This window comes from Acidaminococcus nyctereutis, from assembly GCF_052216985.1.
GTDB classification, from domain to species: domain Bacteria; phylum Bacillota; class Negativicutes; order Acidaminococcales; family Acidaminococcaceae; genus Acidaminococcus; species Acidaminococcus fermentans_A.
In genome coordinates this window covers 1-14,817 of the sequence record NZ_JBQOUY010000038.1, presented here as the reverse complement: position 1 = coordinate 14,817, position 14,817 = coordinate 1, and the positions used below count along the sequence as shown (strand labels likewise).

The 14,817-nt window shown below is 54.9% G+C and carries 10 protein-coding genes and 1 tRNA gene; all 11 read right to left on the bottom strand.

Going from position 1 to position 14,817, the window contains the following annotated elements; all coding sequences use genetic code 11:
* Positions 1-150 precede the first annotated feature (150 nt).
* A complete protein-coding gene (gene gltB / locus ACTUHY_RS11985) occupies positions 151-4,716 on the bottom strand; it encodes a glutamate synthase large subunit (protein ID WP_442827879.1) in 4,566 nt (1,521 codons plus the stop codon).
* Positions 4,717-4,995: 279 nt separating this feature from the next.
* A complete protein-coding gene (locus tag ACTUHY_RS11980; RefSeq protein WP_442827878.1) occupies positions 4,996-6,333 on the bottom strand; it encodes an MATE family efflux transporter in 1,338 nt (445 codons plus the stop codon).
* Positions 6,334-6,455: 122 nt separating this feature from the next.
* Positions 6,456-7,016 carry a hemerythrin domain-containing protein gene (locus tag ACTUHY_RS11975; RefSeq protein WP_442827877.1) on the bottom strand — a complete coding sequence of 187 codons (561 nt, stop codon included), beginning with the start codon at positions 7,014-7,016 and terminating at the stop codon, positions 6,456-6,458.
* A 12-nt stretch (positions 7,017-7,028) separates the two neighbouring features.
* A complete protein-coding gene (locus ACTUHY_RS11970; protein ID WP_442827876.1) occupies positions 7,029-7,637 on the bottom strand; it encodes a hypothetical protein in 609 nt (202 codons plus the stop codon).
* Between the two features lie 14 nt (positions 7,638-7,651).
* Positions 7,652-7,864 carry a DUF1858 domain-containing protein gene (locus ACTUHY_RS11965; protein ID WP_278676056.1) on the bottom strand — a complete coding sequence of 71 codons (213 nt, stop codon included), beginning with the start codon at positions 7,862-7,864 and terminating at the stop codon, positions 7,652-7,654.
* A gap of 192 nt (positions 7,865-8,056) precedes the next feature.
* Complete coding sequence (gene hydE / locus ACTUHY_RS11960) at positions 8,057-9,166, bottom strand: [FeFe] hydrogenase H-cluster radical SAM maturase HydE (RefSeq protein ID WP_442827875.1); 1,110 nt, start codon at positions 9,164-9,166, stop codon at positions 8,057-8,059.
* Entirely contained in the window at positions 9,136-9,330 is a 195-nt protein-coding gene (locus ACTUHY_RS11955; RefSeq protein WP_442827874.1) for a hypothetical protein, read from the bottom strand. Before ACTUHY_RS11955 ends, hydE begins: the two co-directional genes overlap by 31 nt.
* A 62-nt stretch (positions 9,331-9,392) precedes the next feature.
* Positions 9,393-9,481 (bottom strand) — tRNA-Ser (locus tag ACTUHY_RS11950).
* 213 nt (positions 9,482-9,694) lie between these two features.
* The gene (locus tag ACTUHY_RS11945; protein ID WP_442827873.1) at positions 9,695-13,075 is read right to left on the bottom strand and encodes a DEAD/DEAH box helicase family protein; all 3,381 of its coding nucleotides are present in this window, start codon (positions 13,073-13,075) and stop codon (positions 9,695-9,697) included.
* Entirely contained in the window at positions 13,076-14,110 is a 1,035-nt protein-coding gene (locus tag ACTUHY_RS11940; RefSeq protein ID WP_442827872.1) for an Eco57I restriction-modification methylase domain-containing protein, read from the bottom strand.
* Positions 14,111-14,112: 2 nt separating this feature from the next.
* Positions 14,113-14,574 (bottom strand): hypothetical protein, encoded by a 462-nt coding sequence (locus ACTUHY_RS11935; RefSeq protein ID WP_442827871.1) that lies wholly within the window; start codon positions 14,572-14,574, stop codon positions 14,113-14,115.
* Between the last annotated feature and the right edge of the window lie 243 nt (positions 14,575-14,817).

Here is a 14,817-nt window from a genome sequence, read left to right as displayed (position 1 = left end):
GATATTCGTTTCTATATCCAGCACGATACTGGTTCTACACCTTCAAAAGAACCTGGCCATGGGGACAGGTTCTATCCAACGGCTCGAGACTCACGACTCGAGACCCGAGACCTCAAAAAGGGGCTGTTGCTCATGCAACAGCCCCCTTTTTCACCCTATCTTCTCTTCAAAGGCCCGTTCCAGGGCTTCTTTCTCTTCGTATCCTTCTTCCCGGTATTTCTGGATCAGCTGCTGCATCTCTTCATAGTCCCGGGGGATGACCCGGGTGAAGCGCTGTACTGCATGCTCCCAGTCGGCCAGCAGTTCCCGGGAAAGAGGACTGCCGGTCATGATCCCATGGCGGACCAGGATATCCCGGAGCTTTTCCTGTTCGGCCGGTTCCGCCACCGCTTCCAGGTTCACCATCCCCTGGTTGCAGCAGGCCTCATCCAGATCCAGCACATAGGCCGTTCCCCCGGACATCCCGGCGGCGAAATTCTGGCCCACAGGTCCCAGGATCACCGCCGTACCGCCGGTCATATATTCACAGCCGTGGTTGCCGATCCCTTCCACCACCGCCGTGGCACCGCTGTTGCGGACGCAGAACCGTTCCCCGGCCCGGCCGTTGATGTAGACTTCCCCGCTGGTGGCGCCGAAGCAGGCCACATTGCCGATGATCACGTTCTCGGAAGGGACGAAATCCGCTGCGGCCGGCGGGAATACGGCGATCTTGCCCCCGGAGAGCCCTTTCCCCAGATAGTCATTGGCATCCCCTTCCAGGCGCAGGGTCAGCCCCTGGGGAATGAAGGCCCCGAAGCTCTGGCCGGCGCTGCCCACGAAGGAAAGCTGGATGGTATCGGCGGGCAGCCCTTCTTCTCCGTACCGGCGGAAGATTTCGCTGCCCAAAAGGGTCCCGGTGACCCGGTTGGTGTTGTCGATCCGCAGCCGGGCCCGGATGGGTTTCTTCTCTGCCAGGGCCGGACGGCACATCCGCACCAGTTTGCCCTGGTCCAGGGTCTGTTCGATCTGGTGATCCTGGGGCACCGCAAAATGATGGGCCTGGGCAGGATCCGTATGGGGACGGAACAAGAGTTTTTCCAGGCTCACCCCAGCTGCTTTCCAGTTGGCGATGTTCTCCTTCTGCTTCAGCCGATCATAGCGGCCCACCATCTCATCCACCGTATGGAATCCCAGCCGGGCCATGATTTCCCGCAGGTCCTGGGCCACGAATTCCATATAGTTGATGAGATGTTCCGGTTTGCCGGCAAAGTTTTTCCGCAGTTCCGGCTTCTGGGTGCAAATGCCGTAGGGGCAGGTGTTCAAGTTGCAGACCCGGATCATCCGGCAGCCCAGGGCAATGAGAGGTCCGGTACAGAAATCGAAGTTCTCGGCGCCGAACAGGGCGGCGACGGCCACGTCATGGCCGGTGAGCAGCTTGCCGTCCACGGACAGCTTCACCCGGTCCCGGAGCCGGTTCATCAAAAGGGTCTGCTGGACTTCGGAAAGGCCCATTTCCCAGGGCAGGCCCGTATGGCGCATGCTGGTGCGGGGAGCTGCCCCCGTGCCGCCCCCATGGCCGCAGATGGTGATGCTGTCCGCTTTGGTCTTCACCACCCCGGCCGCGATGGTCCCCACGCCAGAACAGGAAGCCAGCTTCACGCTGATCTCCGCCTTCTTGTTGATGTTCTTCAGATCGTAAATCAGTTCCGCTAGATCTTCGATGGAATAGATATCATGATGGGGCGGAGGAGAGATCAGGGAAACCCCCGGCGTAGAATGGCGGGTATGGGCGATGGCCGGATCCACCTTGTTCCCCGGGAGATTCCCTCCCTGCCCCGGCTTGGCGCCCTGGGCGAATTTGATCTGCAGTTCGTCGGCGTTGACCAGATAATTCCCCGTCACCCCGAATCGGGCGGTGGAAACCTGTTTGATGGCATCGCTGGGATTGCTGCCATCAGGACGCAAGGTGAACCGTTCGGGATCTTCGCCCCCTTCACCGGTATTGCTCCGGCCGCCCAGCCGGTTCATGGCAATGGCGATACATTCATGGGCTTCCTTGCTGAGGGCCCCGTAGCTCATGGCCCCGGTGCGGAACCGCTTGACGATGGATGCCACCGGCTCCACTTCTTCCACCGGGATGCTGCAGCCGTCCGGATAGTCGAATTCCAGGAGATCCCGGAGACGGAGCAGAGGCCCGTTGTCCACTTTATCCGCAAATTGCCGGTAGGCTTCCTGGTCTCCCGTCCGGCAGGCCTTCTGGAGCAGGGCGATGGCTTCCGGATCCAGGATATGGGGTTCCGGCCCGTTTTTCTTATAGGCATAGATATCCCCTTCGGCCAGTCCCCTCTTGCCCTGGAACGCCTGGCTGTGGCGCATCTCCGTTTCCCGGGCGATCTCTTCCAGGCCCAGTCCTTCGATCCGGGAAGGAGTATGGACGAAATATTTGTTGATCACATCCTTGTTGATGCCCACGGCTTCGAAGATCTGGGCGCCGTGATAGCTGCGGACAGTGCAAATCCCCATCTTGGACATGACGGTCTGGATGCCGGCTACAGCGGCCTTCAGGTAGTTTTCCTGGGCTTCTTCTCCCGTGACGCCGGCCATCTTGTGATCTTCCGCCAGGTCCTTCAGGGTATCCAGGGCCAGGTAGGGATTGACGGCAGTGATGCCATAACCGATCAGGGTGCAGAAATGGTGGATCTCCCGAGGTTCCCCGGATTCCAGGATCAGCCCTACATCGGACCGGACGGTCTCTTTGATGAGGAAGTTGTGGACCGCAGCCGTGGCCAGAAGGGCCGGGATGGCAGCCAGATACGGGCTGACCCCACGATCGGAAAGGATCAGGATATTGGCCCCGCTCTGGATGGCTTGGAGGGCATCGGCACACAGCCCATCGATGGCTTTTTCCATGGCCTTGGCGCCCTCGCTGACGGGATACAGTAGGGACAGGGTCACCGCCCGGAGCTTCTCGTTTTTCTGGCTCTTGATCACCGCCATCTCTTCGTTGGTCAGAAGGGGCCGTTCCACGGCCAGGGCATAGGTCCCTTTTTCATCCGGATCCATGATGTTGGCCACATTGCCGATCATCACGGAAGTGGAAGTGACGATGCTTTCCCGGAGGGCATCCATGGGCGGATTGGTGACCTGGGCGAAATTCTGCTGGAAATAATCGTAGAGCATCTGGGGCTGTTCGGAAAGCACCGGCAGGGGGCAGTCCACCCCCATGGCGCCCACCGGCTCCTTCCCCGTCCGGGCCATGGGCACCAGGATCTGGGCCAGATCTTCCTTGGTATAACCAAAAGCCTGCTGCTGTTCCAGGAGAGCCTCCGGCTTCGTTTTTTCCAGGCTGGCATCCCCCGCTTCCTCCATCAAGTCCGGCAGATCCACCAGGTGTTCCTGGCACCACTGGCCGTAGGGATGGGCGGAAGCCATGATATGCTTCACTTCCGCATCCGGGACGATCCGCTTCTGTTCCGTATCGATGAGCAGCATCTTGCCCGGTTCCAGACGGCCTTTGGAAAGCACCTCCTTGGGATCCAGCCGGACAGCCCCCACTTCTGAAGCCAGGACCACCCGTCCGTCTTTGGTGATGCAGTACCGGGCCGGGCGCAGGCCGTTCCGGTCCAGCATGCCCCCGATCCGGGTGCCGTCGCAGAAGCAGATGGCCGCCGGCCCGTCCCAGGGTTCCATCATGAAGCTCTGGTAGCGGTAGTAGTCTTTTTTCTCCTGGCTCATGAGGGGATCCTTCTCCCATGGTTCCGGGATCATGGTCATCATGGCATGGGCCAGGGAATGGCCGGACATGTACAGGTATTCCAGACAGTTGTCGAACATGGAAGAATCACTGCCGGTAGCATCCACCACCGGAAAGGCCTTATCCAGTTCCGGATATTTCAGGGAATGGGCCTTGCCTTCCCGGGCGTTCAGCCAGTTGGTGTTGCCCCGGATGGTGTTGATCTCCCCGTTGTGGATCATGTACCGGTTGGGATGGGCCCGGGCCCAGCTGGGGAAGGTATTGGTGCTGAACCGGGAATGGACCAGGGCCATGGCGCTGGTGAAATCCAGGTCGGACAGATCCAGGTAGAAATGGCGGATCTGGGTGGCCGTGAGCATCCCTTTATAGACGATGGTGTGGCTGGACAGGCTGGCAATGTAGAAATCCGACCCCATTTTCTTGCTGGCCGGGGTGATGCGTTTTTCTGCCAGGCGCCGGATCACATAGAGCTTCCGTTCGAAATCCATGGAATCCTGCAGGTCCCGGCTCCGCCCGATGAACACCTGGATGATCCGGGGCCGGACCGAAGCCGCCGTTTCCCCGATGCAGGTGTCATCTACGGGCACATCCCGCCAGCCCAGGACGGTCTGCCCTTCTTCCCGGACGATTTCTTCAAAGGCTGCCTTCTGTTTCTCCAGGAAAGCATCGTACCGGTGGGCGAAGATCATCCCCACCCCATACTGGCCTTCCGGAGGCAGCTGGAACCCCAAAACGGCACATTCCCGGCTCAGGAAAGCATGGGGGATCTGGACCATGATCCCGGCCCCGTCCCCGCTTTTATGGTCGGCCCCTTCGCCGCCCCGGTGCTTCAGGTTCTCCAGGATGTCCAGGGCATCGTAGACGATGTCATAGGACCGTTCTCCCTTGATGTTGACGATGAAGCCTACCCCGCAGGCATCATGTTCGTTGGCTGGATCATACATGCCCTGCCGCTGCGGCAGGTCCCGCAAATTTTCTTCCATTGTACAGCCCCCCATTTGGCTCGAATTCTCCTTTTGATTCTCCGTAGAAAGTCTCTGCATCCGGTCAATCTCCGCTTACCATGGTCAAGAGGCATTGTCCTCTGGAAGCATTACTTCCTTTTTAGAGTGATAGAGTATGTGGATGATTTTACTCTTTTTCAACGGATGTGTCAAACAATTTTATACACAAAGTCCGTACTTAATATACTTTTGTATCTCAAATACGGACAAATTAGAAAGAATACAGTATTCTTTTACAAAAAAAAGCTGGGGTGGTCTTTATCCCTCCCTCTCGTCTCTTCCTGCTAGCTTCCCATACAGCCCCAGGCAGATGAGTACGGAAACCAGGGACCCGCCGGCTGTAGCCAGGCCCATGGGCAGCAAGGTATCCGGGAACGCTTTGCTGGCGGCGTACACCAGGGGGATCCGGGCCAGGACGATGGAGATCACATTATGGATAAAGGAAAATTCCGACCGGCCCCAGGCGCAGAAATAGCCACTGTAGCTGAAATGGAAACCGGCAAAGAGCACGTCCACGATATACCCCCGGAGGTACGGGGCTCCGGCACGGATGACAGCCGGCTCCCGGGTAAAGGCCCCTACAAAATAGGGAGCCGCCGGCTGCATCACCAGGATCATGAAGATCCCGAAGGCCGCTGCCGCTTTCAGGGCATCCTGCAGGATGGCCCGGGCCCGTTCCGGCTTGTGGGCCCCGATATTCTGGGCTCCCAGGGCGGAAACGGTGCTTAGGAGGGAAGAAGGCACCAGGAATACGAAACTGATGATCTTCTCCACGATACCCACCGCTGCCGCATCGGTGATCCCCCGCTCATTGGCGATGACGGTGATTACCAGGAAAGCCACCTGGATGAAGCCATCCTGGAGAGCGATGGGAACCCCGATCCGCAGCAGCTTCCGGATCACTTCCCTCTGGGGTTCCAAGTGTTCTTTCCGGAGGCTGATGCCCAGATGGTACCAGCGGATCATGAAAACGGAAATGGCTACGCTGACGGCCTGGGACAGGGTGGTCCCCAGGGCGGCCCCTGCCGGTCCCATCTGGAAGACCCCCATAAAGAGATAGTCCAGGAAAATATTGACAGCGCAGGCAATGGCGATGAAGATCATAGGGCTCCGGGAATTCCCCAGGCCCCGGAAGATGGCACTGATGATGTTGTAGGCGGTGATGAAGGGAATCCCCAGGAAACAGATGGTCAGGTACTCCACCGTACCGGGGACGGCCTCCGCCGGGGTGTGCATCAGGGCCGCGATTGGCTGGGCCAGGAATGTAAGGAGCGTCGCCAGCACCAGGCTGCATCCCAGGAAAAGGGTCAGGGTATTCCCCATGGCCCAGGCTGCCTGTTCCCGTTTGCCACCCCCCACGGCCTGGGCAATGGTCACGGTGGTCCCCATGGCCAGGCCCACCAGCATCACCGTCACCATATGCATCACCTGGCTGCCGATGGAAACAGCCGTGATACTGGCCGCTCCCTCGAACTGGCCGATGATGAACAGATCCGCCATCCCGTACAGGGTCTGCAGGAAATAAGAACAAAGATAGGGCAGGGCGAATCGCCCCATGGTCTTCCACACACTGCCCCGGGTCGCATCGATTTCCATAAAAAAACTCTCCTCCGCAATAAGGTTCACCTATACAGTAAACCCTATAACGATTGGAGAGTCAAGAAAAAAAGCTGTTGCATGCGTATGATTTTCACGCATGCAACAGCCTCTCCTGTCTGTCACAGATACTTCTTTTCCATTTTTTCCAACATAGCCAGATAATGGTCCTGGACCCCTTTGGCCTTTTCTTCTTCCTCGAACTTCCGGCTCTTGGCATCGATGGCTGCCAGGTCTTCCGCAGCCAGTTGGTTCTCGGCAAAGGTGTACACCACATTGTTTTCTTTTTCCACATGGCGTTTCAGCAGCCGGGCGTAGCCCATGGCTTCTGTGAGGATATCCAGTTTGTATTCCGTCTTGGGATCCTTTTCATAGTCGTCCAGGGCCGTAGCCAGGCTCATCACATGGTCCCGCCCCAGGTCGTGTTCCACCAGCATCCCATGGGTCACCAGGTTATCCGCCACCCGGCCCAGCTTCTGCACCATCACCGGGAACAGGAACTTCTCTTCCTTCCCGTGGTGGTGTCTGTCCGCATAGTTCCGGATGAAGTCCACCATCTCCCGGAAGTCGGCCACTTCCACCGGCTTCCCTTCCAGGATCCCGATGGAGGCCTGGCGGATCACTTCCAGCATCCGGCTGATGTTGGCATGTTCCTGGACCATCAAATCAATGCTGTAGTTCATGGCACGCCTCCTTCAGGCTGCTTTGGGACGCAGCACATAATGGGTGTGGTCTTCCTGTTCCAGGGTGTAGCTGGTCTTTTCCAGCATCCCTGCCATCATGGCATCCCGCAGGTCATAGTACACTGCCGGGTTCACATCTGCTTCCTGCCAGAAACCCCCGTGGAGGTCATCGGTCTGGTCCCATGTGAAGGCGTCGGGATCCTGATCCGTCACTTGGTTCACCCGGTCACAGGGCATCCCGTTCAGGAAAGCGTCTTCAAAGGCCTGGTAGATGGCAGAAGCATCGGCGTCCGCCGGCAAAGCCCGGTCCCGTCCTGCCTCCCGGGCAATGGTTTCCAGATCCGGCAGCAGCCCTTCATTGTGGTGGAGCAGGGCGGAGACCAGCTGGGCATAGCGGCCTTCCGCATCATGGATCCGATTTTGGAGCCAGCCATGGATATTCATGGTATCGATCAGTTCGTCCAGGGGACGGGTCTCTTCTTTCACATAATCCGCTGCCGGTTTCTCCCCGGTGCTCCAGCCCTTCTGTTCTGCTTCTGCAGCGATCCGGGCGATGATGGCCTCCTGGAGCTGGATCTTACCGTACAGCCAATGATGGATGGGGCCCAAAAATGCGCTCATGGTCTCCCCTCCCCTCAGTCTTCCGCCAGGGCAGCGTTCACCGCAGCCACTACTTTTTCCGGATCCAGCCCATGGACAAAGGCCGCATCATTCAGGGATTCCATTTGAGAAGAAGGACAGCCCAGGCAGTGCATCCCCACAGCCTGGAGAGCCGGGATGGCTTCCGGATGTTCCGCACAGATCTTGCCGACCAGCATATCGCCCGTGATTTTCTTGTTGTTTTCCATTTTCTTTTCCTCCATTGTATGATGATTTTATTTTTCCCAATCAGCAGGACCTGGCCTTGGGACAGGTCCTTTCCATCGGTCATCGGCCATTGACCTTTGACCGATTTTGTTCGTTGTTTCCTTACAGTTGTTAGTATACTGGAGGAACGAAAAAAGATATGTTGTTAAAACAACATATCTCACTTTTCTTATTCAATTATTTTCAGCGGGTTCCACTTCTTCCGAAACAGCCGGTTCCGGTTCTGCCGGCTGGGGATCTTCCACCCGGTTGGGATACAGCAGGGAATCTCCCCGGCCCGGGGTCAGGGCATAGCCGTATTTCTTCAAGTATCGGTACATGACTTCCACCGTGTGGAGCATCTTCTTTTGGGCGCTGCGGTCCAGGTCCCCGGGATCGGCCGGAGGCGCCATGGGCATCCGCAGCACATTGGCCCCGCTCTGGACACTGAGGATCTGCCCATGGGCATGGATCCGCCGGAGGGACCAGGGCGCCACGATATTGGCCCGGGGGAAGAGGATCCGCAGCACCGCTGTCAGCCGCAGGTATTCTTCCAGGGCCATCCGGTCCTGCTGCCGGAAAGGCGTCCCATCTTCCGGCAGGAAGGGCGTCAGGGTGATGGAATGGGGTGCCAGTTCCTGGAGCAATGTCAGGTCCCGGACCAGGTATTCCGTCTGTTCATAGGGAGCCCCCACCAGGAAGCCGGTATCCGTTTCGAATCCCAGGTCCTTCAGATCATTCACACAAGCGATCTTGGTGGACAGAGCATGGGTGGGCGGATGGAGCCGGGAAAAATGCAGGGGATCTGCCGTCTGGAAGCTGAGGAAATACCGCTGGGCCCCAGACTGATGGAGCCGATGGTAGGACTGCCGGCTCCGTTCCCCGATGGAAAGCCCCAGGGCGCAGTCCGGGAACTGCTGCTGCAGGTTCCGCAGCAGATTGCACATGATCATATCCGTATAGTAGTGATCCTCTCCCCCCTGGAGCAGGAAGGACCGAATGCCCAGTTCGTACCCCAGGCCGCAGGCGCCCCGGATCTGTTCCCAGTTCAGCCGGAACCGAGGCAGGTCGTTGTTTTCCGACCGGCGCTGGCAGAACAGGCAGTTCTGGGGACAGTGGTTGGTGAATTCCAAGACCCCCTGGAAATACACTTTCCGGTGGAACACGAAATTCATGGCCTCCTGGGCTCCCCGGAACAGCTTGGCCCGAAGCAGAGGATCTTCCGTCAGCAGAAGTGCCTTATATTCCTCTTCCGTCAGAACAGAATATTCCTTCAGCTTATCCACCAGATCCACGATTGCCACCTGCTCTTTCTCTCGATTTTTCCTATTCTTTTATTATAATGCCTGCCGGCCCCCGTTGTCCACCAAAGGCAGGGTCGCTGCATGGTAAAGACCGGCGGATATTCCGTCACTGCAAAGGGGATCCCTTCTTCCTCCAGCAGCCGGTAGATCGCTTCTTTTTCCATCCTGGACCCTCCTTGCCAGAAAAAGAAAAAAGGCTGTCCGCTAAGACAGCCCTTCGGTTATGTGGCGGAAGGGGTGGGATTCGAACCCACGGTCCCTTGCAGGATCGCCAGTTTTCAAGACTGGTGCCTTAAACCGCTCGGCCACCCTTCCATGTATAGAACAGATTAAGTATAGCGTAGGGGAGTGGGGATTGTCAAGTTTCTCCATTTCTATGGAAAGGCCGCCGGAACCTCCGGCGGCCCTGTCACTGGTCACTTGTCACTGGTCACTGGACGATAGAACGTAATATTTTCATTGCTATATCCCTACCATCCACACTTTTTCTAAAAAAAACGGACCCTCTCTCCAGAAGGTCCGTTTTCTTTACGCCCGATTCCCGAATTTCTCCTGGATCAGTGCATCCAGCTTCCCCTCTTTGGCATAAGGGGTGGTGTCCGTCATGATGAAATTCCGGTGGGAAATCCCGTCGGCACTTTTGTCGAAGCCGAAGATATAGGCAATAGCAATGTCATAGATGATCTGGCTGGGGGCAAAGCCGAACACCTGGTTTTCCAGGATGTGCTTCAGCCGTGGCTCTTCTTCTGGGAACTGTTGCTTTAACGCCGGGCTGCGGAACAGCCGTTTCACGATTTCCGTAATATACAGGCCGGATTTCATGTACAGGTCCGCAAAAGTCCGGTTGGGATCATCAAAGATCCCCGGGTTTTCCTGTTCCAGGGCATCCACCATCTTCACCACCACATTCTTGGGGGTAAAGATCTGGTTGGTTTTCTGGGGCGGGATGTAGTCGAAAATATCTTCGTCGCTGGCATCCGCAAAATAGTTGTTCAGCTTTTCCTTCAGGTTCAAAAATTCCTGGATGGCTTCATCGAACACCACTTCATCGAATACATGCCCGGCAAAATGCATTTCTTTCCCGGTCTTTTCGTCGGTATAGGGTCCCCCATCCCGGAGGAAACGGAATTCACTTTCTGAAATCCCGGTCACTTCCTGGAACACATCATCAGGGGTATAATCGTCGAAATTGCTCAGTTTCAGGTTCCGGCCCCCTTCCGTTCCTTCCTGTTCGCTGTAGGCCATGATGAAACTGGGAATGGTCCGGGAGAATCCCCGCAAATGGGCTCGCACATCTTCTTCAATGGCCCTGGCCTTCTTTTGCTCCTTCTGGGTCTCCAGCTGCTGGACCATGGTTTTCTGGCTGTCTTCCAGTGCCGTCTGCACCGTTTCCTGGATGGACTGCTGGAAGTTCTGCTTTTCTTTGGCCAGATCCTGCTGGAGCTTCTCCTCCAATTTCTCTTTTTCTTCCTGGGAAGCAGCTGCCTGGACCTTCTTTTCATGCTCGGCCTTCAATACATTCTGTTTGATTTCGTGTTCGTCCGCCACCTTGTCCAATGCCTGCTGGATCTGCTGTTCACTGTGCCGGAAAGCCCGCTCTGTCTGATGCTTGGTCAGATTGTAGGCGCCTTTGATGGTTTCTTCGCTGGCTTCCTTGACCTTCTGCATCACCGCCTGGGTCACATTTTTCACCACTTTATGGCTGTCATCCTGGTCCTTGGTTTTCTCCATGGCAATTGCCACCGGCTGCTGGATGGTTTCATACTTTTTCTCTCCAAAGAGATTCTTGGTCTGATTGATCACCATGGCCCCGGGGATTTCCACTTCTCCCTGGGCATTGGTATGGATGTCTCCTGCATCATCCAGAGTCGACGTATCCTTTTTGGGCTGTTCCTGGGCTTTGGGGATCTTGTCCAAAATCGCCTTCACGGCTCCAGGGGCTCCAAAGACCACCCCTACATTGGCAAACAGCAGATTGCTCATGAAGCCTCTGTGGATCACTTCCTGGGCCTTGATGGTCTTGGGGATGGTGAGCACCTGGGCCGCATCCAGAGCCTCCATCCTCCCTTCGCTGTCTTCCCCGATCACCGGGAAGAAATTCAGCAGACGGCGAATGTGCTTTTCCCGTTCTTCCCGGGTCCCGTGGCCTCCAGCCGTTTCGCTGTTCAGGTTGTTGGCGAATTCATCGAAGATGAGCAAGGTCCGTTCCGGGGCGAAATCGAACACATAGGCATTTTGCTTCTGATAGCGCTTTTTGGTCTTGGGATCCGTATATTCGTAGGGATTCTGGGCCCGGAAAGCGGCCTGCATGTATTCTGCCGGACTCTTCATGTTGCTCAGCATCAGCACCGCCGTCCAGGGCTTCACCGTTACCCCGGTGGTCAGCTGCCCCACACTCAGGGTAATGGTCCGGTCGTTTTCCCGGATGGCTTCCATCACCTTGTCGAAACTTTTCTTGTTGGCTTCGTTATCCTGGGCAGCTTCCGCTTCTTCTTCCTCGGCGGTGAGCTTTCCATCCCCGGCTGCCACCACCACCTCGTACCGTTCAAATACCGGGTCCTTCTTCAGCAGCTTGGCCATGGCCTTGACGCTTTCCACCCGGTGCATCAGCCAGAAGGTGTGGGCCAGCTCCTGGCGCAGTTCCGGCGTGGAAAAAGGATATTTTTCGTTATGGGCCAGCCTATTCAGGAAGTTCTTCACTTCTTTTTCGTGGACGAATCTTTCATTTTCCGCCCGGAAAAATTCATTCAGATCAAAGGCAAATTCCGCATGCTCATCGTCCGACAGGTCCATTCCCTTCTGGATCTGCCCCTGGATCATATGGGACAGCTGATAGGTGTACAGGTTCAGCCGGGGCAGCTTTCCATAAGGATTGCTCCCCTGGGTGTTTTCGTCCCAGCTCGTCTTGGCTTCCTGTTCGTCTTCATAGGACCAGTTGAAAATCTGGTCTGCCCGGAATTTGTTGCTGGCAATGGCCTTGAAGGGGGTCCCGGAAAGGTGCAAGGTGAACTTCCGCTGGATCTTATCAAAAGCCACATCCGTCTTGTAGGTATCCACCCCTTCGTGGGCTTCGTCGATGATCAAAAGGTCCCATTTCTGTTTCTGGATCCAGTCCAGCTTGTCATATTGACCGCCAAAATAGATGGACCCTTTCAGCCCCTGGAGACTTTCAAAGGCCACTTCCCCCTTGATTTCGTCCCCCATCATACGGTCCAGGGCTTCCATATACTGCTGCCGACTGAGGTACCCGGATTTTCCCTTTAACGAATCGCTTTCGCTGATGAATTTCCATCCGGTCTGCCAGCCAATGAACTTTTTGAAGTCTTCCAGCCAGGAATTGGCGATGCTGGGCCGGTTGGTGACGATCAGCACACGGGTGGCCCCCATTTTCCGGGCCAGGTCATAGGCCGTCAAGGTCTTGCCGAACCGGGGCTTGGCATTCCAGAGGAATTCCCGGGGATAGGTCCCTGCTTTGTAATAAGCCAAAGTCTGGGCCACGGCTTCCTGCTGTTCCTTTCGCAGGGTATAGATGCTGCCCTGGGGCACATTGGCATAGACATCCTCCACATCCTTCCCGGCAAACTGATAAAAATACTGCAGGGCCTTCTTGGGATTGATGTGGAACCATTCCGTCCCTTTTTCCCGTTCCACCCCATGCTGGGTCAGGAAATTGTGGAAATCATGGTCAACAAAATACCCTCCGCTGCCGTCGGTATAGCGGGCTTCCTTATGCCATTTCAAATCGTAGGCAATATTGGCCGTATGGGTCTGTTCCCGGATCCGCTGATCCACATCCCGCTCGGTATAGCCGATTTTCGTCCAGCCATCATGGGCCGGCACCCCCGGTGTGGTATAGGCGTAAATCATGGGGACCACGGGTTCATAGCTTTTGATCTGTACCCCTGCCATTTACGCCATCTCCTTTACATGGGATTCAATGAAATCAATCTCATCCTGGGACAGGCCATACTTTTTGTACAGCTGCTTGTCGATGTCCGGAATGGATTGGGACCAGTCGATGTCGGAGTGAGACGTGAAGTCTTGGAGAGGGACATAATGCCATTTAGGACCAGGACAATCTTGGGTCGTTTTTAGAATTCCTAGCATCGCTCTCAAAAATTTTGTTTTTATATATTTTTCTAGATTCTGTGCTTCAATAATATTATCAAATTTTCCTATACCAATGAAGGTTTGAAGATAACCTACTCCAGGCTCTGCAATCGTTGCTTCAGACAATGTTTCTCCAAAATTACCTGAGCCATTAGCTTTAGCCATTAATACTACATATTTATTTAAAAGGCCTTTCGATTCTTCAATGTAATCTTTTTGTATGTAACGTTTAACCCGCTTTTTGTTCTCATCAAGTCCAATAATTCCAATGTATTGTTTACCATCATCCGGAACTTTTTGATAAAAAATGCGGGCAAGTTTTGTAAATGCACTGCTTCGCAATCTGGGTACTAAATCATGATTTTCTTTTATCATTAATTCAGAAACTTTAAAGCTTAATGGTGATGATATGATATCTTCGAGTGATTGAGGATTCGATTTTTGCACTTTATTCAAAATAGAATTAAGTTCAGTAAACTTTGTAAAAATCTTAATAGGAGCAAAATTAGCCTGGTTATCATAATAAGTAATAGCTATACCACCTTTTACTGGTGTAGACAAATTAGGGAATACTTTATTACTATCTGGCTCATACATCAAAACTTTGAAATGCTTATCATTCAGCATTTTTTCATTCCAATTCTTTGGTGTATAACCTGCATTAAAAAGAAGTCTTGCAGGATGAATAAATTCAGTTTTTTCAGCAATACCAAAAGATGCATCCATGAATTTATCATAGATTGGAGGCATTCTAGTACTCTCTGAATCTGTATCTTCCTGATACGGCGGATTCCCGATGATCACATCAAACTTGAATTTCTTGTTTTCTCCCATTTTTATTCCTCTTCTTCCCACATCCGTAAGATGGTCCGGATCCGATATTCTCTGGGTCCCTCATCGATTTCCTGTTCCCCAAACAGATTCCCCATAGTGTCCTCTTCCGACGGGAACAGGGAATCGAAGGAAAAGGGCCGGCGGATCACGCTGCGCCGGTGTTTGGGTCCCCCCTGGATCCACTGGTTCAGCATAATCCAGCTGCCGTCGTTCTTTTTATGGGTCAGGGTGTTGCCCTGGACGATGTTCCACTGGATGATGGTCCGGGCAGAGCGGTACAGCTCCGAATCATCGGCCAGCTCCCGTCCCGTCTTTTCCCGGTAATTTTCTGCAAACACCTGGAGCATATTGGCCCGGGCGTTTTTCAGGTTGTCTTCCAGGAATTCGATCCCGTAAATGCTCATCAGGGCCCATAGGGTGTTGTACTGCCAGTGCCCACCCCGGGAAGCCGGATTCCGGTTCACATAGGCCAGCTTCTGCCGGAGGATTTCTGTAAGGAAAGCCCCCTCCCCGGCGCTGGGTTCGGTTGCCTTACAACATTTGATACAATTACACGATTATTCCCTTAAATTCTTGAACGATGCACCCTGGGGTGCAAAGTGAAGTGCACCCCAGAAGCCCCCTGCAATTGCTGTTAAAATTGACATGCCTGGTGTTTTGGACAAAGAAAAAACCGCTCTGCATTTCTGCAAAGCGGTTTCTATTTA

What these genes read in the sequence shown, in the direction of transcription:
- ACTUHY_RS11980 (WP_442827878.1), bottom strand. Translation starts at nt 6,333, where the DNA reads ATGGAAATCGATGCGACCCGGGGCAGTGTGTGGAAGACCATGGGGCGA.
- ACTUHY_RS11945 (WP_442827873.1), bottom strand. Translation starts at nt 13,075, where the DNA reads ATGGCAGGGGTACAGATCAAAAGCTATGAACCCGTGGTCCCCATGATT.
- ACTUHY_RS11975 (WP_442827877.1), bottom strand. Translation starts at nt 7,016, where the DNA reads ATGAACTACAGCATTGATTTGATGGTCCAGGAACATGCCAACATCAGC.
- gltB (WP_442827879.1), bottom strand. Translation starts at nt 4,716, where the DNA reads ATGGAAGAAAATTTGCGGGACCTGCCGCAGCGGCAGGGCATGTATGAT.
- ACTUHY_RS11955 (WP_442827874.1), bottom strand. Translation starts at nt 9,330, where the DNA reads ATGGAAAAAGAAGCGATCTACCGGCTGCTGGAGGAAGAAGGGATCCCC.
- ACTUHY_RS11970 (WP_442827876.1), bottom strand. Translation starts at nt 7,637, where the DNA reads ATGAGCGCATTTTTGGGCCCCATCCATCATTGGCTGTACGGTAAGATC.
- ACTUHY_RS11965 (WP_278676056.1), bottom strand. Translation starts at nt 7,864, where the DNA reads ATGGAAAACAACAAGAAAATCACGGGCGATATGCTGGTCGGCAAGATC.
- ACTUHY_RS11940 (WP_442827872.1), bottom strand. Translation starts at nt 14,110, where the DNA reads ATGGGAGAAAACAAGAAATTCAAGTTTGATGTGATCATCGGGAATCCG.